Here is an 18,188-nt window from a genome sequence, read left to right as displayed (position 1 = left end):
TGATCGCTGGGAGTCGTCGGAACAACCATGCAGGCACCGCCGGGTGCGCGGAGGCGCCCGTGGCGCCTCCGACGCTGGAATGCCCACCCGCTGCGCACCAGTTTGCGCACGGCACGATCAATGTCCTTGTCAGCGCAGTACCGGACGGGCGTGTTGGAGCTCATTTTGAGCGAGCGGCGGCGCGCTGGGCCCGCGCCGGAAAGCTTCCGGGGCGGACGACACCGCCCTTGGCGCGAGCCGTTGCCGACTGGATGCGAGCGGCGTCAGCAGTGGTCATTGCGCGCTTTGGCGACGGGGGTGCGGTCTTCTTCATCTTTGTTCTCTTGGCACCGGATCGGTCCGGCACGCCATCCTTTCGCGTGGGGGCTGCGCAGGACAACCGGGCGTGAGGCGAAAATTTTTCTGGGTGGTCAGGAGCCGGCAATTTAGCAACCCGCTGCACTGAGGCGAAGAGATCCCAGCACCCATCCCCGGCGTCGCAGGTTCCCGTGTCGAGACTGACAATTCTGCTCAGGTCGCCCCTGCGTGGGACAGGCGCAGCGCAGGATGCTGGTCCCGCCGCTGGCGCATGATGTCCAGAACGGACGCTAGGGCTTCGTACTGTTCCCGCTTCACCCGTCCCTTGCTGGACAACAAATGGCTGCCTACGCCACCTAGCAGGCCCAGCCACCAGGTTTGCGTCACCAGCATCACTCCCTTGCCTGCGAGCGAAGAGACACCCACGCGACCGCTGCGCTCGCCAAACACTGCCGCGCGCTCTCCTGTAGTAAGGGACTTGTCCATGAAGACGGACAACCCGACCACCGCCAGGCCCAGCGCTGATGGCAGCACGTCACTGAAGTCCACGCCCGTGCTGGCCACGCCGGCGGCCCCGTTGATCATCTGCTCAAGCGCCGCCTCGCTGATACCGCTGTCCCGCACTTGGTCTGCCATGCCCAGCGCAGTCAGCTGGGCGTAGACCTCCTGCGTGGTCACCACGTCGATACCGGGATAGCGTTCCAGCGCCTGCTGCACGTACGCCACGGATTCGGTCGCCTTCGCTTGCAACAGCTCTGCCACCTCCCCGCTTTGGTCCAAGACCTGGATGTCCCAGCCGCCCTGCGTTGCAGATTGCGCGAGCGATGCCGTCATCCCGTCTGGCAAGTTACCGTCGTTGAGATAGTCGACAAACTCCAGTTCGAACAGCTTGCCCTTCACGCCCGACACGAAGCCGGGCAGCTGCTCCGGCGACAGTCGCGTCACCACTTCGGAGAACGATTCCTGGGCGGCCAGCCCTGGATAAGCCTGCTCGAACGCCCTCTGGACCTCTTCCGGCACCCGCAATGGTGCGCGCGCCATTTCGGCCAGCGACACGCCTCCGATCACGTACAGATCGAGAAGCTCGGACTTGCGCCTTGCAACCCTCGCGCTACGGATCTTCGCTTCCAGCCGGGCCGAACGCTCCTGCTCGTGCAGCCCCAAGCGGCGGATCTCAGCCCGCATGCTGTCCAGCTCTGAGCGCTGGATGGCGATGGAATCCAAGGCTTCGGACGCCAAGGATACGGTTCCAGCAGCCATACCGCCCACTGCGTCACCCACCACGCTGCCCGAACGATCAACCAGGCCACCAACAGTATCTACGCCACGCCCTACCAAGCCGACGCTTTGGGCGGCCAGCCCCGCAGCCACACCCACGCTCTTCCCCAGCACACCTGTCGACGTGGCCGCATATCCATACGCGGCCCTGGCCCCTATGTCAGCGGCACCCTTGGCGGCCTTGCCCGTGACCTGCACCGCCTTTCCTGTGAGGGAGACGGCAGACTTCCCAGCGGCGGCTATTACATCGCGGTTGTCCACGACCACGTGCCGGGTCTCGTTGGCGACCCACGCCGTTGCTTTCACCAAACCCTTCGTACCCGCCCATGCGACGCCAAACGTACCCCTGATCCAGCCCATGCGTTTCCCCAGCGTTGCCAACCGCAAAACGACCAGCAAGACTCATACCATCCGAGCGCGACTAGCGGCGACCCTGACAGTAGGAAGGTGATTAAGCGTGCCTGCAGGAAGCCGGAACGGTCCTGCATTCGAAGATCTTTCAGGCCTCTCCCAGAAACTGACAGGGAAGAAGGGGCGGAGGCAGCAATTACTTCCCTCCTTCTGCCCGCGTCTGCGCACCCTCTCGCGAAACAACAGTGCTGTACTGAGCGGGTCGCCAAGAGGATGAAGCGGCCACAGAATGCGCAGGTTGTCATCTGAGGATTAGGTGGCTTCAAGCGGCTATCTAATTAAATCCATCGACGCGGGGCGATATTTCGCGGGCCGCTTACCGGATTGGACAACCGCACCTTCTGCAACCGCCTTGGACAACCAGTCATCCACCAGCTTCTTGGGCAGCTGTAGGGATTCCGCCAGCGCCGTGGCCGTAAAGTCTTGATCATGTAAATGAAGCTTGAGTAGGAACAATTGGTAAAAGGTCAGTTCCTGCGGCGCTCTATCAGGTTCCTGAGCTAACTCAGCGCCGGAACCGACAAGCTCCACATCACTTTTTGCCGCAGTAGTCGGTTCTGCCGCTCCAGCCAACGGCACCTCGAGGTCGACAAACGCGGGGAATTCGCCCAGATCCTCGGCGATACGCATGTCGTTAGTGCCCGCCGCGGCCTGGGTCCGACCCCTGTCGGGCGCACTGTATAGAGAAGCAATATCGAGGGACTCGGAAGTTGCAGTCAGCCAAGAAGCACCTTTCCCCACCAACAGCGCATTCGCAGCGACCGGATCCTGTGTCGGCTTGATCCATAAGGGTACCCAAGCCTTCTTGAGATTTTCTTCGGCCCCCGCCCATGTTCCACCCTTGCTGCCGGAATGAACGACGATCGCAGCCCTGGACAGGCAGTACACATACTTATTGCGACCCATCGCGTTGCCAGCGCTGAACGACGCTTCGGGATGGTACGGAGACGCCAGAACCAGATCACCCGCAAGCAATCCGTCACGCCACTTCCGCGAGGTTGCCGCCCGCAGCAGACTGTCAGCCAAGATGCCGATGGCCGTACCGCCGTGCCCCAGCGCGCCAAGCATCGCGGTTTCATCAACGCCCTTGGCACCACCCGAGACCACGGCATGCGATGCGGACGCAATTCGCCTGCCCAACACCTGCGCGTCAGCCAGATCCTGTTCACTCGCGTTCCGCGACCCCACCACCGCAATACTGGAGGCGCCCAAGAGATCCTGGTTGCCGCAGCCGTACAAAATGGCCGGCGCACTTCCTTTCAGATGATGCTTAAGCAAGCGCGGATACGTGGTATCCGACCGGGTGAGGATCCAGATGCCGGCCCGGCTCCACTTCTCCACGGCCAAAGCCAAGGCATGCCCACGCCCAAGGAGCGCTTGGATCCGAAGCAGCGGAACTCTCTGGTCATTCCATTCTGCAAGTGACTTCGCCAGGTCGCCTTGCAGCAGATCAGACGGGCGGCGGCCCCGTTCGTGTAGCCAAAACGCGAATCGCCCCCACTCTGACGGAGTCAGGGGCCGCACGTCTCCTACTCCTCCACCATTGGAGAAATGGGAAGTCAGCAGAAGAATGGCGTCAGTATTGGCGTTCATCACGATTTGCTTGTGGTGGCCGCTAGAGCCACCGGGTACACCGGCCCGCTCCCCTGACGCCGCAACAGGGCGGCAATGACCGTGAACGTCCAGCCCGAGTCGATCATGTCATCTACCAGAAGCGCGGGCCCCGCCGGGACCTGACCGACGACTTCGAAAATGCCGTCCAGGTTGCGGCATCGATGGTACCGGTTTTGCTGATATTTTTGCGGCTCATTCGGCCGCACCTTGCGCACACAGTCGACAAGTGGAATGCCGAGCGCCTCTGCCAGACGCCGCGCAAAATCGGGGACGAGCTGTGGATGATTCAGCGAGGGCACGCAGCACAACCATTCCGGCGCAGGCACGGGCCTCCACCTCTGGCGGATCATCTCCGCCATAGCGGTCACAAGATCATTGGCGAAGCGGTTGGCCTCCTTGCCCTCTGCAGCAAGATTTCCCAAGCCACCGTCGCGCCAACGTGAGAGCACCCGCCCCTCGGACGCCTGCAGATCAGACGGCAAATTGGTCGGTAGCGCATAGGCCGGGAAGCCTCCTGCAGCAGCTTGCTTCCTGGGCTTGATAGGGAACTCAGCTTGGCGGATGAAGGTTGCGGCCTCGTGCAGCAGCTGCGCAGTCATCTCAACCTCAAGCAAGGGCTGACCAAGGCAATTGGCGCACTTTCCGCAATCTTCATTCCCGGGATCATCAAGCGCCGCGCGCAAGAATGTCATCAGACAACCGCGCTCGCCCATATAGGCCTTCATCTGCGCCCACTCCTGCTCACGCATTGCCGTGAGGCGCGCAACCCTCTCCTCGTTGAGGCTGTAGGACACAGGGGTCCGATGCCATCGTCCGTCTATCCTGATGATCGGCGCCGGATTCTCGACGCTCAGGAATTTCAGAATCTGTTCGATCTTCTTCGACGCCATGTTGCTGTATTGCTCGATTTCACGACCCTTTAAACCATCGTGTCGTCCGAGAACGCCCAACAAGTACGTCACCTGCCCCTGAGTCGGGAATGCAGACCTTCGGAAAAAGTCATGGATTTCGTCATCTTCCGTCCCAGACAACAAGACCCCCACCGAATAGTCGATGGCGCGTCCGGCGCGTCCGACCTGCTGGTAGTAATCCACAACTGATCCGGGGGCTTGATAATGAATGACGAAACTAAGATCAGGCTTGTCGTAGCCCATTCCAAGCGCACTAGTTGCTACCAGGACCTTGATCTTGTTGCCGAGCAGAGCGTCTTCAAGGGCCCGCCGGTACCTGTCGCTCTCGGGCATGTCTGGATGCGAAACATCGCCATAGTAGGCATGCGCTTCGATGTTGCTATTGCGCAACCATGCTGCAACGTGGTCGGCGTCGCGGGTCGTCAGCGTATAAACGATGCCGGTTCCCGGTGCCTGTCTCACCGCCTGCGCCAACCAAGCAAGCCTTGACGCCTGATCCGGCAGCACAACGCTCTGCAGCCCTAGGCTGTCTCGCACCAATGAGCCGCGCAGCACCTTGATGCCGTCAAACTGCGCGCGGATATCGCTAACCACACGATCATTGGCGGTCGCCGTAGTACCCAGAAAAGGCAGGTTGGCAGGAAGAAAGCGCAGCACGTTTACGATCCGCCGATAGTCGGGACGGAAGTCATGGCCCCAGTCGGAAATGCAGTGGGCCTCGTCCACTACCATGAGGCCAATGGAACCGGCAATGGGCTGCAGGACGCCCTCTACGAAACCATCATTGGAGAGACGTTCTGGCGAGATCAGCAGACAGTCCACGGCACCAGCGAGAACCTGCTGCTTGACGCGGTCCCACTCCTGTCGATTGCTGGAGTTGATGGTCGCAGCGCGAATACCCAATCGTCGGGCCGATTCAATCTGGTTTCGCATCAATGCCAAGAGTGGCGAAATGATGATAGTCGGCCCTAGACCACGATCGCGCAGGATGCGGGTGCTAACGAAGTACACCGCGCTCTTGCCCCAGCCCGTGCGCTGGACAACCAGCAGCCGCTCGCGACGATTGACAATTGCATCGATGGCTTCCCACTGACCATCCCGGAATACCGCTTGCCAATCTTCCAACGACTTCCGCAACAGCTGCTCTGCCACTTCCTTGTTCATCCCTGCCCCCATTTGAACGCAGCTCCATTGCTGCATCGCGTTCGAAAATCTAACTGCTAGTCACATCGGTGCGATAAAGGTGGTGAGTCGACTACCTATCTAAGCTTCCACCCCAAGCCCGACCACCTGCCCGCATGCCGCGCCAGCGCATCCACGATGGCGTCTGGCCCCCCCACCACATGCAACACCCGCCGCGCCCGCGTCAGCCCCGTGTACACCAGCTCCCGCGACAGCACGCGGTTGAAGCGCTCGGGCAACACCAGCCACACCTCGTCGAACTCGCTGCCCTGGGCCTTGTGCACCGTCATCGCGAACGCGCTGTCATGCGCCGGCAGCGCGGCGGGATGGAAGGGTCGGGGGTTATGCGCGTCATCGCCCGGGAACCACGCCATCAACGTGCCGCTGTCGTCGCGCAGGCAGATGCCGATGTCGCCGTTGAACAGGCGGTGGCGGTAGCTGTTCTCGGTGATCAGTAGCAGGCGACCGTGGAAGTAGCGGCTTGTCGTTGATGCGGGGCCAGCGCCGCGACGCGTGCCAGCCAGCATCTCCTCGATGCGCGCATTAAGTCCGCGCGCGCCCTGCGGGCCTTCGCGCACGGCAGTGAGGATGCGCATGCGGCCGGCGCGTGCGAGGGCGTCGGCGGGATCGCTGGCATCGGCAAGCGAAGTCCAATGCGCCAGCAGATGCTCGCGATGCGACTGCAGCGGATCCGCATTGCCTTCGTGGAGATGCACGCCGGACAGCTCGCCGCCGCGCAACAGCGACAGCGCGGTAGCGGTGTCGCCTTCGCGCACGGCGGCGGCCAGCGGCGCGAGGTCGAGCGCGGCGCTCTGGCGGTAGCCGCGGGTGAGGTGGACGTGGCGGGCCGGGAAGCTGGCGGTGGGCGCGGTGGCTTCGGCGGCGCGCAGGATGCCGGCGAGCACGTCGCCCGCTTCCACCGAGGGCAGCTGGTCGGGGTCGCCGAGCAGGACCAGACGCGCGCCGTCGGGCACGGCTTCGACCAGCTTGGCCATCAGCGGCAGGTCGATCATCGAGGCCTCGTCCACCACCACCACGTCGAACGGCAGCGGGTTGTCGGCGTGGTGCCGGAACCGTGGGCTGTCGGGGATGGTGCCGAGCAGGCGGTGCAGCGTGGTGCCGGTGGTGGGCAGCTGCGCGCACAGAGCAGGTTGGACGCCGAGCGCGGGCAGCGCCTGCACGGCGTTGCGCACGCTCTCGGCCATGCGTTCGGCGGCGCGGCCGGTGGGCGCGGCCAGGGCGATGCGCGGCGGCGCAGCGCCGGCCGCGAGCGCCTGCGCTGCCAGCAGCACCAGCATGCGGGTGATGGTGGTGGTCTTGCCGGTGCCGGGGCCGCCGGTGACCAGCAGCAGGCTGTGGTGGAGCGCGGTGGCGGCGGCGCGGGATTGCAGGTCGTCGCCGGTGGCGGCTTCGGGGAAGAGCTGGGCGAAGAGGGGCGCGAGGTGTGCGGGGACGTGCGCGCCGTCGCCATCGCTTGCGGCCGCGCCTGCGTGCGGCACGGCGCGGCCGATGCGGCGCAGGCCATCGGCCAGGCGGCGCTCGTACTCGCGGTAGCGGCGCAGGTAGACGAGGCCGTGTTCGTACACGAGCGGGGCGTCGGCGGCGGACTCGGCATCGCCGGCGCCTGGGTGGGCGACCCAGTGCGAGGCTGCGAGCGCCGCCGTCCAGGCCGCGGGCGTGGGCCAGTCGATCGCGGCATCGACCAGGCGCTGCGGCTCCGCGGGGTCGAAGCCGGCGTGGCCGGAGGCGACCGCGAGCGAGGCCAGTGCCGCCGCCGCGAGCACGCTGTCCGGCGTGTCCGGATCCAGCCGGCGCAGGCTCTGCGCCAGGGCGTGGTCGAGTGTGCGCAGTGCGCCGGTCTTGCGGAGCTCCTGCAGCAGGCCCGTGCCGCGCGGCGGCGGCGCATCGCCTCCATCGGCGGTGATGGCTGTCGCGTCGCCGGTCGGGAGCTCAGGAAAGAGCGGGAGCGTGCTCATGCCGCAACCTCCACGGAGTGGCCGGCAAAGAGCGCGTCGAGTTCATCGACCAGCTCCGGATCAAAGCGCCACGCCTGCACGCCCTGCGCATCCGCGCGGCTGGCATCCAGGCCTCGGCAGAACACGTAACGCGCGCCGCCAAAGTCGCGTGCGTAGTCGTACTTGTCTCCCAGCCGGAAGCGCAGCCAGCGGTGCAACGCCAGCGTGTAGATCAGCGCCTGCAGGTCGTACTCGCTGTGCGCCATGGCCTCATCCAGCTGCGCGGGGCCGTAGCCGGGCAGGCGGTTGGACTTGTAGTCGAGCACGTACCATCGGCCGTCGTGCACGTAGGTGAGGTCGATCAGGCCGGTCATCAGGCCTTCCAGCCGGCGCCGCGCGCCGAAGCCCTGGCGCGCGGTGAGCAGGCCGTGGCGGTGCAGCAGCGCGAGCAGCGCGTCGACGCGCGTGGGCGCGAGCGCGAACTGGAACTCGATCTCCGGGCGGCGCCGGTCCGCGGGCACGTCGGCCAGGCGCACGCCTTCGGGCAGGGCCACGGTGAGCGTGTGGCCGATGAGCGGGGTGAGCACGTTGATGCCGTCGTCGATGTCCTCGGCCGGGTAGCCGCCGGCGCGCAGTCGCTTGGCAATCAGCTCGGCATCGTCAGCGCCTGGCGCGGGCGCGCCGGGCGTCCACGCGGCCCAGCGCGCGAAGTCGGTGTGTTCCAGCACGTCGTGCAGCACCACGCCGAAGCGGGTGCCGGCGAAGCGCGGGTCGAAGGCGTCGCTGTCTGCGGCTGGGTCGGCACCGGATGCAGGCGCGGCATCCGCATCCGCCGCGGGCTCGTCCTGGCCGCCGGGCGCGGGCTGGGTGGCGCTGGCCGACGCAACGCCCTGGCCTTCGGCGTTGGCGAGCTGGGTGAAGCTGTAGACCCACCAGTCGCTGGCCAGCGCGCGCGCGGCGATGCGCGCGGGCGGCACGCTGTCGGTGGAGTCCGCCGCGAGCCACGGCAGCTTGGCGGGTGGAATGCTGGCGTCGATGGCGACCGCGCTGCCGAGTGCGGCGGCCAGTGCATCGGGCGTGGCCACCATGTGCAGCAGCGGCGACTTGTCGTGGTTGCTGAACATGCCGCTGGCCAGCCACAGCGCGTGGCGCGCGCGGGTCAGGCCGACGTACAGCAGGCGCGCGTCTTCGGCGCGCTGCGCGAGGCGCCAGGCGTCTTCGGCCGCGTCCCAGCCGGACTGCGAGCGCAGCAGCTTCCAGTGCAGCGCGCGGCCGGCCTTGCCATTCACCACGGCGCGCTGCCCGGGGCTGCGCGTGGGCGCGCCGATGGCCGCGAACGGCATGAACACCAGCGGGTACTCCAGGCCCTTGCTCTTGTGCAGGGTGACCACCTGCACGCGCCGGGCGTCGGACTCCAGCCGCAGCAGCTGGCTCTCGTCGTTGGCATTGGCATCGGCAATGGCGTTCGCCAGCCAGTCGACCAGGCCGTGCAGGCCGAGCGCGCGCGCCTGCGCGTCCTGCAGCAGTTCGGCGAGTTGCAGGTAGTTGGTGAGGCGGCGCTCGCCGTCGAGCAGGCCGAGGAGCCGCCCGGCGTGTTCGGCGCACAGGTCGTTGATGAGCGCGAGCGGGCCGCCGCGCTGCAGGCGGTCGCGCCAGGCCAGCGCCTTGAGCTGCCAGTCGCGCAGCGCTTCACCGTCGTCATCCAGCGCGGCGATCGCGGTGGCGTCCAGGCCCACCAGCACCGTGGACAGCGCCATGCGCAGGCGGCCGTCGTCGGCGCCGTGCAGCAGGGCGAGCAGCAGCGCGTGCAGGTCGCGCGCCTCGGGCGTGGCGAACAGGCTCTGCTTGCCGGCGGCGACCGCGGGGATGCCGGCCATCGCCAGCGCGTGGCGGATGCGCGTGGCCTCGTTGTGCGAGCGCACCAGCACGGCGATGTCGCCGGGCTGCACGGGGCGGCCTTCGATGCTGGCGTGGCCGTCGCGCGCATCGGTCAGCACGCGGTGGATGGCCGCGACGCAGGCCTGGGTTGCGAGCTCGCGCGAACGGCCGGCGCTGTGCGGTTTCAGCTTGCCCTTGGCATCGGCCTCGGGCGGCGGCGCGCGCCACAGGGTGAGTGCGGGCGCGGTGGTGCCGTGGCGCTGGAAGTCGGCATCGGTACGCACGCCGCCGGGCTCGACCTGCTTAAAGGCGATGCGGCCGTCGATGAAGGGCGGCGGGATTTTCTTGCTCGGATCGGTCGTCGTGTCGGCATCGGCTGCGGCCTGCGCCTGTGCGTACAGCGCGGACACCGCCTGCAGCACCGACGGCCGCGAGCGGAAGTTGAGCGCGAGCGGCGGCGCCGCTTCGGCGGTGGCGCGCGCGGCGAGGTAGGTCTCGACATCGCCACCGCGGAAGCCGTAGATCGCCTGCTTGGGGTCACCGATCACGTACAGCGCGGGCGCACCGCTGGCGGCGCCGAACACGTGGTCGAAGATGCGCCACTGGCGGGCGTCGGTGTCCTGGAACTCGTCGACCAGCGCTACCGCATATTGCGCACGCAGCTTGGCGGTGAGCGCCTCGGCCTGGCGGCCGTCGTCGTGCGCGGGGTCGATGGCGTCGGCGACGCGGTCGATCAGGTCGTCGTAGGTCTGCACGCGCTGCTGCTGTTTGGCGCGGGCGACACGCAGGCGCGCGTCATCGCGCAGGCGGTGCAGCAGTTCGACGCGGCGCGCGTCCTTCCACTCCGCCACCGCGGTGAGGGCGTCGAGGTAGCCGGGCACGGCGTCGCAGATCGGCGAATCGGGCGTGCGGCCGGTGTGCTTAACGCTGGTGCGCAGCTGCAGGGTGTCGCGGTGCAGCTGCGGGAGCTTGGCGTGTTCGAACGGCGCGCCGCGTTCGCCGGCGTGGCACCAGTGGTGGAGCGAATCGAACAGCGCGGCGATCCAGTCGAGCTTGTAGCTGCCGCCGTGCAGGATCTTGCCTTCCACCGCCGACACCAGCGCGGCGCGGAAATCGTCGCCGTGCGCGCGGAAGGCGGCGGCCAGCGCCTCGCCGGTTGCGTGCAGGCGCGGCGCGGGATCGTCCGGCAGCTCGGCCAGCGCCGGGCGCAGCAGCGGCTCGCGCACCAGCGGCGCGAGATCCGCGGCCAGCGCCTGCGGGCCACCCGGCCACAGCGCCAGCAGGTCGTCGGCGGCGTCGCGCTCGCTGCCATGCGAACGCCACAGGTCGGCGGCGATGGCCTCGTACAGCGCGGTGTCGCTGGTGAGCAGCTCCGGCGCGTCGAAGGCCTGGCCGACTTCCAGCGCGTGTTCGCGCAGCACGCGCGCGCAGAAGCCGTGGATGGTGAAGATGGCCGCGAGGTCGATGTCGTTGGCGGCCGCGTGCAGGCGCCGGCGCAGGGCGTCGGCGGATTCCGTGCCGCGCGCGAGGTGGGCGTCGAGCACGGCGTGCGTAAGCGTGGCTTCCGGCGACGCGTTTGCCGCCGGCGTGGCACCAACCAGCTCCTCGGCCAGCAGCAGGCGCGCGCGGATGCGGCTGCGCAGCTCCTGCGTGGCGGCCTCGGTGAAGGTGACGGCGAGCACCTGGCCCACGCGCAGGCCGCGCTCCACCACCAACCGCACCACCAGCGTGGCCAGGGTGAAGGTCTTGCCGGTGCCGGCCGAGGCCTCGATGGCGTGCACGCCGTCGAGCGCGAGGTCGAGGTATGGGTCGCGGGCGGGCGCGTGTTTGGTGTCGCCGTCGGCGCTCATTCCGCGTCCTCCAGGTCGAGCTTGGCGGCGATGTCGCGCAGCGCGCCGAGGTCGGTGCCGGCATAGACCTTGCCGGCCACCACCGCGGAATAGATCGCCATCGCCAGGTCCACGAACGCGACCTGCGTGGCCTCGTCGCTGAACGGATCGCGGCCGCGCAGCGCGAGCCGCAGCGCCTCGCCGGTGCCCTCGCCCCAGCTGCGGTCGCTGCCGTGCCAGCGTTTGGCGGCGAGGTCCAGGCCGCGCTCGAGGCTGTCGGCGCGGTACAGCTCCCAGCCGCTGTAGGGCGCGAATGGCAGCGGCCGGCGCAGGCCTTTGGTACGCAGGTCGATGAGCATGCGCAGCACGTCGCGCGCTTCGTCGGGATCGAGTGAGGGGCGCGGATGTGGGCCAATGCCCCGGTCGTCGTCGTCGTGGAATTCAACCAGCGGATGCTTGCGGCCCGCGGCGCTCGCCAGCAGCCAGTCGAGGCCGTTGCGGATCGCCGACTGGCCTGATGGCTTGTCGAAGCGGACGCGCGCGATGCCGTGCGGGTAGGCGTCGGCGACGAGGCCGTGGAGTGTCACGCTGCCGGCGCTGCTGGCACCGCCGTGCAGCGTGACGCCGTCGATCGCGACCTCGAGCCGTGGCGCATCGGCCTCGGACTTGCCGCGCCACTCGCTGAAGGCAGCCGCATACGCGTCCACCTGCCCGCGCACGTCATCCAGCGTGCGCCGGCCCAACGGTCCGGACGGCAGCAGGCCGCGAGCACGCAGCAGGGCGTGCGTCGACGCGTCGTCGTCTCCGCGCAGCACGGCGTCGAACACTGCCTTCTGCAGCTGCTGGCGCGCAAAACCACGGCCCGGCGCCAGCAGCGGTTCGACGTCCTCGTCGATCGCCTCGACCTCGGCCAGGCGCAGGCCGAGGCGCTGCTTCAGGAACACGTCGGCCGGCGCCTGCAGGAAGCGGCGCAGCTCGTCGAGCGACAGCGTGTGCTCGCGTGCGTCGCCGTCCTGCGCCGAATGCGTGGCGCTGCGCCTGTCGGCTTCACCAGCCGCCTTCGCGGCCATCGCCGCCAACGCGTCATCCCCAAACCACGCCGGCAACGGCACCCGCTGCTGCGCGGGCTGCGCCGCCGCCGGCCACCACTGCGCGTGGTACGAGAACCGCCGCGGCTCATCACTGCTGCCGAACGCCGCCGGCGCGAACGGCTGCAGCGTGTGCCGCACCACCAGCGCGGCACCCGCCTTCGCCTCCGGCGCATGCTGCGCATCGGCGGCGGCCAGCAGGTCCGCCACCAGCACCGACGGCTCGCGCGCACTGCCGTCGCGCGGGTCGGCGCCCTGGTAGCTCACGTAGAACACGTCCTGCGCGGCGCTGAACAGCTGCAGGAACAGGAAGCGGTCGTCGTCGCGCGTGGAGCGATCGCCTTGGCGGCGCTGGCCGCTGGCGAGATCGGCGGTGAGGCGGTCGAGGCCGCCGGCGGGATCGCGGCGCGGGAACTCGCCGTCGTCCATGCCCAACAGGCAGATCGCGCGGAACGGCAGCAGGCGCATCGGCACCATGCGGCCGATGCTGACGCCGCCGGTGAGCAGCGGCGCGCGGGTATCGGCTTCGCCCAGCGCGGCGGCGAAATGCGCGCGCACGACTTCCGCGGGCACCGGCGTGGCCACGCCGGCGCGGCGGGCATCGGCGGCGAAGGCATCGATCAGGCTGCGCAGGCGATCCAGCGCGCGGCGCGATGCGGGCGCCGACGGCGGCTTAGGCAGCAGCGCCTCCAGCAGGCGGATCAGGCGCTCGCGCCAGTCGTCGGGCGGCAGTGCTTCATCCAGCGTGCGGGCATGGCGGGCGAGCACGCGCAGCAGCCGCACCAGGGTGTCGAGCGCATCCAGCGCGCTGCCTTCCAGCTCCGGCATGGGCGCGATGACCTGGCCGCTGGCGGTGGTGATGGGCGCATCGCTGCCGGTGGCATGGCCGAGCAGCAGGCGGTCGAGCGCGAAGGCCCAGGTGTAGGCGTCATCCGCCGGCGCATCGAGGCGCGCGCGGTGCGCCGCATCCAGGCCCCAGCGCGCGCCGGCGGCGTGCAGCCAGGCGTGCAGGCGCGCGAACGCGGCGGCATCGAGCGCGGCGGCTTCGGCCAGCGGCGGGCTGGCGAGCAGGTCCAGCGTTTCCACCAGGCCGAAGCGCGCCACCGGCAGCGCCAGCAGGCGCAGGAACACTTCGGCCAGCGGCTCGCCAGCCAGTGGGCTGGCGTCGGCGACGGCGTAGGGAATGGAGTCCGCCCGGCCGCGGCCGCCGAACACGGCGTCGAGGTAGGGAAGGTAGGGATCGATGTCCGGCGCCAGCACCGCGACTTCGCGCGGCTCCAGCGGCGGATCGAAGCGCGGGTCCTCGAACAGCGCGCGCAACTGGTCGTGCAGCACCTGCAGCTCGCGCAGGCGGGTGTGGCAGGCGTGCACCTGCAGGCTGGGGTCGTCGCGGCGCAGCGCCGGCAGGCGGGTGCGCGCATCGTCCGCGCCCGGCGCCAGCGGCGGCGACGGGCGGCGGTGGAACAGGTCCGACTGCAGGCGCCGCAGCAGGCTGCCGTGCAGCGCGGCGCCGCCCTCGCCCGGGTCGGCATCGCCGCGGATCTCGACATCCGGGTGCACCACTTCGTAGTTGCCCAGCACCGCCATGAAGTCGCGACCGGCCGCGCCCCAGGCGCGAAGCAGCGGGTTTTCGCCGGCGGCTGCATCCGGGTCGCCGCCGCGCACGCGCTGCAGGTCGCCCCAGTAGTCGCGGCTCGGCGACGGCACGTACAGATGCAGCGTGCCGACGCGCGCTTGGCTGGCGATGACGCGCAGCACGTCCGGCGACACGTTGAGGATGGCGAAGGCGAACAGGCGCTTGGGCAGGCCGGCCGGCAGCGGCGTGCCGCCATCGGCAAAGCCACGCAGGTAGGTATCGATGCGGCGCGCGCGGTGGTCCGTGCCGCCCGCCACCCGCCGCCACAGCGCCGCCTGCGGATCGCGCGGCGCGTCGCCGGCCTCCCACGCCAGCAGCCATTCGCGGCGCCAGGCCTTGTACTTCTCGAACGCCTGCGCGAGCTCGCCGGCCAGCGACCAGGCCTTCAGCGGGTCCGGGGCGGTTTCGAGATAGGCGCGCATGGGCTGCAGGGCGCGATCGCGCAGCAGCACCGGATCCGCCAGCGCGGCATGGATGCGCCAGCGCAATGCGGCGGCATCGAGGTCGTCGCCACGCCCCGGCACGTTTCCATCCAGCGCGCGCTGCACGAACTCGCCCGGCGTGAGGAACTCCAGGTTGGCGGCCACGCCGTGCGCCTCGGCCAGCGTGGCCTGCAGCCAGCGGCGCATGGCCACCTGCGGGATCAGGATCACGTCCGGCTCCAGCAGCCCCTGGCCGGGCGCGGGCGTGCGCAGCTCGGCGGCCAGCAGTCCGGCCAGCACATCGAGCGCATTGGAGTGGTAGAGGCGGAAGTCGCCGGTCCCCTGGGTCATGCGGCCATGATGCCGGAGCACGGTCGCAGCCGGTGATACGCGCGCCGCGTGGACAGCCTGCGCGCCCGCAGCCGCATACGCTGCATTCCACGCCCGCCGCCCGTTGGCGGTGGCGAGTGCGCGATAATCCCCGCCCCCACGGATTCCGGCACTCCGCCCGCATTCAGGCGCTGCGCCACATCATTCGCCGGATTTTGTCCGTCGCCGCCCCCTTCGAGTTGCACGACACGATGCCCGACACCGCACTGCCCATGCCGGACACCGCCGTGCGCCTTTCCGGCGTGCAGCTGGACCGTGGCGCGCGCACCATCCTGTCCGGCATCGACCTGGCGGTGCAGCGCGGCAGCATCACCGCCGTGCTCGGCCCGTCCGGCAGCGGCAAGTCGACGCTGCTGGCCGCGCTCACCGGCGAGCTGCCGCCGGCCGCGGGCACGGTGGAGGTGCTGGGCCAGGCCGTGCCGCGCAAACAGCGCGCGCTGCTGGAGCTGCGCAAGTCGATCGGCGTGCTGCTGCAGGGCAACGGCCTGCTCACCGACCTCACCGCCGCCGAGAACGTGGCGCTGCCGCTGCGCACCCACACCCGCCTGCCGAAGCCGGTGATCGACCGCCTGGTGCGCATGAAGCTGCACGCGGTGGGCCTGCGCGCCGCCGCGGATCTGTACCCGCGCGAGCTGTCCGGCGGCATGGCGCGGCGCGTGGCGCTGGCGCGTGCGCTGGCACTCGACCCGCCGCTGATGGTCTACGACGAGCCGCTGACCGGGCTGGACCCGATCGCCTCGGGCGTGATCATGAGCCTGATCGCGCGCCTCAACGCCAGCCTTGGCCTGACCAGCGTGATCGTGAGCCACCACGTGCACGAAACCCTGCCGATCGCCGACCAGGCGATCGTGATCGCCGACGGCCGCATCGTGTTCACCGGCACGCCGGCCGAGCTCGAGGCCAGCAACGACCCGCTGCTGCTGCAGTTCCTGCGCGGCGAACCGGACGGCCCGATCGCGTTCGATGCGGTCGAGACCCGGGCCACGCAGACCATGGAGGCGCGCTGATGCCGTTTGTCGAAGCCACGCGCTCGCTGGGCCGCGCCGGGCTGTTCTCGCTGTCGGTGCTGCGGGCGTCGAAGCCGACCGCCGACTTCTTCGTCGAGCTGACGCGCGAGATCTACAAGATCGGTGCGCGCAGCCTGCCGATCATCGCCGTGGGCGGCGCGTTCGTGGGCCTGTCGCTGACGCTGCTGGGCTACCGCGCGCTGGAGACCTACGGCGCGTCGAGCCAGGTGAGCGTGCTGATCGGGCTTGGCCTGTACCGCGAGCTTGCGCCGGTGCTCACCGCGCTGCTGTTCGTGGGCCGCGCCGGCTCGTCGATCGCCGCCGAGCTGGCGCTGATGCGCGCCACCGACCAGATCCAGGCGCTGGGGCTGATGGCCATCGACCCGATCGCCAAGGCGGTGGCGCCGCGCTTCTGGGCGGCGGTGATCGCGGTGCCGCTGCTCACGGCGTTCTTCGTGAGCCTGGCGCTCACCGCGAGCTGGTTCGAGGCGGTGCAGGTGCTGGGCATCGACAACGGCGGGTTCTGGCAGACGCTGCGCGATGCGGTCGATTTCCGCGACGATTTCCTGGTGGCGTTCATGAAGTCGGCGGTGTTCGGCGGCACGGCCGCACTGGTGGCGGCCTACGTGGGCTTCCACGCCGAGCCGACCATCGAAGGCACATCGCTGGCCACCACGCGCGCGGTCGTCAACGCCTCGTTGCTGGTGCTGATGTTCAACTTCGTCCTGTCCGCGCTGCTGTTCCGATGAACGCGCACACCCGCTTTCCCGAGGTTTTACAATGAGTACTTCACGTGGTCCCCGCGTTGAATTCGCGGTCGGTGCGTTCCTGCTGCTGGCGATGGCGTCGCTGCTGGTGCTGGCGATCGCCTCCACCAACGGCCGCTTCGGGCTGTCGCGCGACAGCTACGAGCTGACCGCGCGCTTCACCAACCTGGGGCAGCTGCGGCCCAACGCCGCGGTCAAGATCGGCGGCGTGAGCATCGGCCGCGTGTCGGGCATCACCCTTGATCCGGTCAAGTTCGACTCCATCGTGACCATGGACATCGACAGCCGCTACAACGAGATCCCGGTGGACACCTCGGCCGGCATCCTCACCGGCGGCCTGCTCGGCGAAAGCTACGTCGGCATGCAGCCCGGCGGCGACATGGAAGTGCTCAAGCCCGGCGAAGAGCTGGTCTACACCCAGCCCGCCGTCGACCTGATGCAGATGGTCGGCAAGTACATGTTCAGCGGTGGCGGCGATGATGCCGCGACCGGTGCGGCCGCAACGCCCGACACCACCACGCCCGACCCCGTTACCGCCTCGCCCCCCCCGGAGACCATCCCATGACGGCACGCCAGATCCTGCTTCCCCTCGCCATCGCTGCTGCGCTGGCCGTGGCCGCGCCGCTTTCGGCACAGGCCCAGACCGCCGCCGCCAAGCCGGCCGCCACCGCGGCGCAGGGCTCGCCCAGCCAGATGGTGCTCGACAACAGCACCCGCGTGCTGGCCACGCTGGAGTCGCGCCGCGCCGAGTTCAGCGCCGACCGCGGCAAGCTGCAGGCGTTCATCACCAGCGAGTTCGACCAGATGTTCGACCGCGAATACGCGGCGCGCCAGGTGCTGGGCCGCCACGGCCGCGGCGCCGCCGATGCCGACGTCAAGGTGTTCTCCGACGCGCTGGCCGAGAACCTGATGCGCCGCTACGGCTCGTCGCTGCTCGACTTCAACACCCGCCTGCGGGTGCGCGTGAAGTCCGAAACCGCGCTGCCGCGCGGTGCCGGCGTGCGCGTGGCCAGCGAGATGCTGCGCTCGGGCGGCGAACCGATCCCGGTCGACTACCTGATGCGCAACGTCGGCGGCAAGTGGAAGGTGTTCGACGTGATGGTGGAGGGCGTGTCGTTCGTGCAGACCTTCCGCCAGCAGTTCGACACCCCGCTCAGCCGCAAGTCGATCCGCGACGTGGCCGCCGACCTGAGCGCCGGCCGCGTGCAGGCCGATGCCGGCACCAACTGACGCCGGCGTAAGCCGCGACGGCGACGCGCTGGTGTTCACCGGCGCGTTGCTGCGGGCGCACGTGCCCGCGCTCTGGCAGGCGGCACAACCGCTGCGTTCCGGCGCGCGGCGTTTCGACGTACGCCAGGTCTCGAAGCTGGACAGTGCCGGTCTGGCGCTGCTGGCCGAGCTGGGCGTTGCGGACGGCGACGGCATCGCCATCGACGGCCTGCCCGCCGGCCTGGCCGAGCTGCGCGCCGCGTACCGTCTCGATGACCAGCTCGCGTTCGCGCGCTGACCCGCCCTTTCCCAGA

11 protein-coding genes are annotated in these 18,188 nt (G+C 69.1%); 5 read left to right on the top strand and 6 right to left on the bottom strand.

Annotation, left to right across the window (positions count from 1 at the left end):
• Positions 1-510: 510 nt before the first annotated feature.
• From JGR64_RS00470 to recC, 6 genes are all read right to left on the bottom strand, one after another.
• Positions 511-1,974 carry a hypothetical protein gene (locus JGR64_RS00470; protein ID WP_200649749.1) on the bottom strand — a complete coding sequence of 488 codons (1,464 nt, stop codon included), beginning with the start codon at positions 1,972-1,974 and terminating at the stop codon, positions 511-513.
• 282 nt (positions 1,975-2,256) lie between these two features.
• Positions 2,257-3,579: a DNA-processing protein DprA gene (locus JGR64_RS00465; RefSeq protein WP_199374464.1), complete on the bottom strand. Its 1,323-nt coding sequence runs from the start codon at positions 3,577-3,579 to the stop codon at positions 2,257-2,259.
• Positions 3,579-5,675 carry a RecQ family ATP-dependent DNA helicase gene (locus JGR64_RS00460; RefSeq protein ID WP_199374463.1) on the bottom strand — a complete coding sequence of 699 codons (2,097 nt, stop codon included), beginning with the start codon at positions 5,673-5,675 and terminating at the stop codon, positions 3,579-3,581. The genes JGR64_RS00465 and JGR64_RS00460 overlap by 1 nt, the downstream gene beginning before the upstream one ends.
• A gap of 95 nt (positions 5,676-5,770) precedes the next feature.
• The gene (gene recD / locus JGR64_RS00455) at positions 5,771-7,669 is read right to left on the bottom strand and encodes an exodeoxyribonuclease V subunit alpha (protein ID WP_199374461.1); all 1,899 of its coding nucleotides are present in this window, start codon (positions 7,667-7,669) and stop codon (positions 5,771-5,773) included.
• Positions 7,666-11,376, bottom strand: coding sequence for an exodeoxyribonuclease V subunit beta (locus JGR64_RS00450; RefSeq protein WP_199374459.1), 3,711 nt, complete (start codon positions 11,374-11,376; stop codon positions 7,666-7,668). Before JGR64_RS00450 ends, recD begins: the two co-directional genes overlap by 4 nt.
• Entirely contained in the window at positions 11,373-14,852 is a 3,480-nt protein-coding gene (gene recC, locus JGR64_RS00445; RefSeq protein WP_199374457.1) for an exodeoxyribonuclease V subunit gamma, read from the bottom strand. The genes JGR64_RS00450 and recC overlap by 4 nt, the downstream gene beginning before the upstream one ends.
• Before the next feature lie 230 nt (positions 14,853-15,082).
• On the opposite strand from recC, the gene JGR64_RS00440 reads away from it, so the two are divergent.
• Genes JGR64_RS00440 through JGR64_RS00420 form a run of 5 tightly spaced genes read left to right on the top strand, consistent with a single transcriptional unit; the run spans position 15,083 to position 18,172 of the window.
• Positions 15,083-15,898 (top strand): ATP-binding cassette domain-containing protein, encoded by an 816-nt coding sequence (locus JGR64_RS00440; RefSeq protein ID WP_199374455.1) that lies wholly within the window; start codon positions 15,083-15,085, stop codon positions 15,896-15,898.
• On the top strand, positions 15,898-16,647 hold the full coding sequence (locus JGR64_RS00435; RefSeq protein WP_199374453.1) for an MlaE family lipid ABC transporter permease subunit: 750 nt from the start codon (positions 15,898-15,900) through the stop codon (positions 16,645-16,647). Before JGR64_RS00440 ends, JGR64_RS00435 begins: the two co-directional genes overlap by 1 nt.
• Before the next feature lie 31 nt (positions 16,648-16,678).
• Positions 16,679-17,230 carry an outer membrane lipid asymmetry maintenance protein MlaD gene (mlaD, locus tag JGR64_RS00430; RefSeq protein WP_199374451.1) on the top strand — a complete coding sequence of 184 codons (552 nt, stop codon included), beginning with the start codon at positions 16,679-16,681 and terminating at the stop codon, positions 17,228-17,230.
• Positions 17,227-17,895: an ABC transporter substrate-binding protein gene (locus JGR64_RS00425; protein WP_199374449.1), complete on the top strand. Its 669-nt coding sequence runs from the start codon at positions 17,227-17,229 to the stop codon at positions 17,893-17,895. The genes mlaD and JGR64_RS00425 overlap by 4 nt, the downstream gene beginning before the upstream one ends.
• Positions 17,879-18,172, top strand: coding sequence for an STAS domain-containing protein (locus JGR64_RS00420; protein ID WP_199374447.1), 294 nt, complete (start codon positions 17,879-17,881; stop codon positions 18,170-18,172). The genes JGR64_RS00425 and JGR64_RS00420 overlap by 17 nt, the downstream gene beginning before the upstream one ends.
• The last annotated feature ends 16 nt before the right edge of the window (positions 18,173-18,188 follow it).

Origin of the sequence: Luteimonas sp. MC1572 (genome assembly GCF_016615815.1) — a bacterium.
Taxonomy (GTDB): Bacteria; Pseudomonadota; Gammaproteobacteria; order Xanthomonadales; family Xanthomonadaceae; genus Luteimonas.
The sequence above is the reverse complement of the archived record's forward strand: the minus strand, read 5'-3'. Positions and strand labels throughout refer to the sequence as shown.

Excerpts from the sequence above, each read along its gene's own strand:
- mlaD (WP_199374451.1), top strand. The coding sequence starts at position 16,679 with ATGAGTACTTCACGTGGTCCCCGCGTTGAATTCGCGGTCGGTGCGTTC.
- recD (WP_199374461.1), bottom strand. The coding sequence starts at position 7,669 with ATGAGCACGCTCCCGCTCTTTCCTGAGCTCCCGACCGGCGACGCGACA.
- JGR64_RS00460 (WP_199374463.1), bottom strand. The coding sequence starts at position 5,675 with ATGAACAAGGAAGTGGCAGAGCAGCTGTTGCGGAAGTCGTTGGAAGAT.
- recC (WP_199374457.1), bottom strand. The coding sequence starts at position 14,852 with ATGACCCAGGGGACCGGCGACTTCCGCCTCTACCACTCCAATGCGCTC.
- JGR64_RS00425 (WP_199374449.1), top strand. The coding sequence starts at position 17,227 with ATGACGGCACGCCAGATCCTGCTTCCCCTCGCCATCGCTGCTGCGCTG.
- JGR64_RS00450 (WP_199374459.1), bottom strand. The coding sequence starts at position 11,376 with ATGAGCGCCGACGGCGACACCAAACACGCGCCCGCCCGCGACCCATAC.
- JGR64_RS00465 (WP_199374464.1), bottom strand. The coding sequence starts at position 3,579 with ATGAACGCCAATACTGACGCCATTCTTCTGCTGACTTCCCATTTCTCC.
- JGR64_RS00440 (WP_199374455.1), top strand. The coding sequence starts at position 15,083 with ATGCCCGACACCGCACTGCCCATGCCGGACACCGCCGTGCGCCTTTCC.
- JGR64_RS00435 (WP_199374453.1), top strand. The coding sequence starts at position 15,898 with ATGCCGTTTGTCGAAGCCACGCGCTCGCTGGGCCGCGCCGGGCTGTTC.
- JGR64_RS00420 (WP_199374447.1), top strand. The coding sequence starts at position 17,879 with ATGCCGGCACCAACTGACGCCGGCGTAAGCCGCGACGGCGACGCGCTG.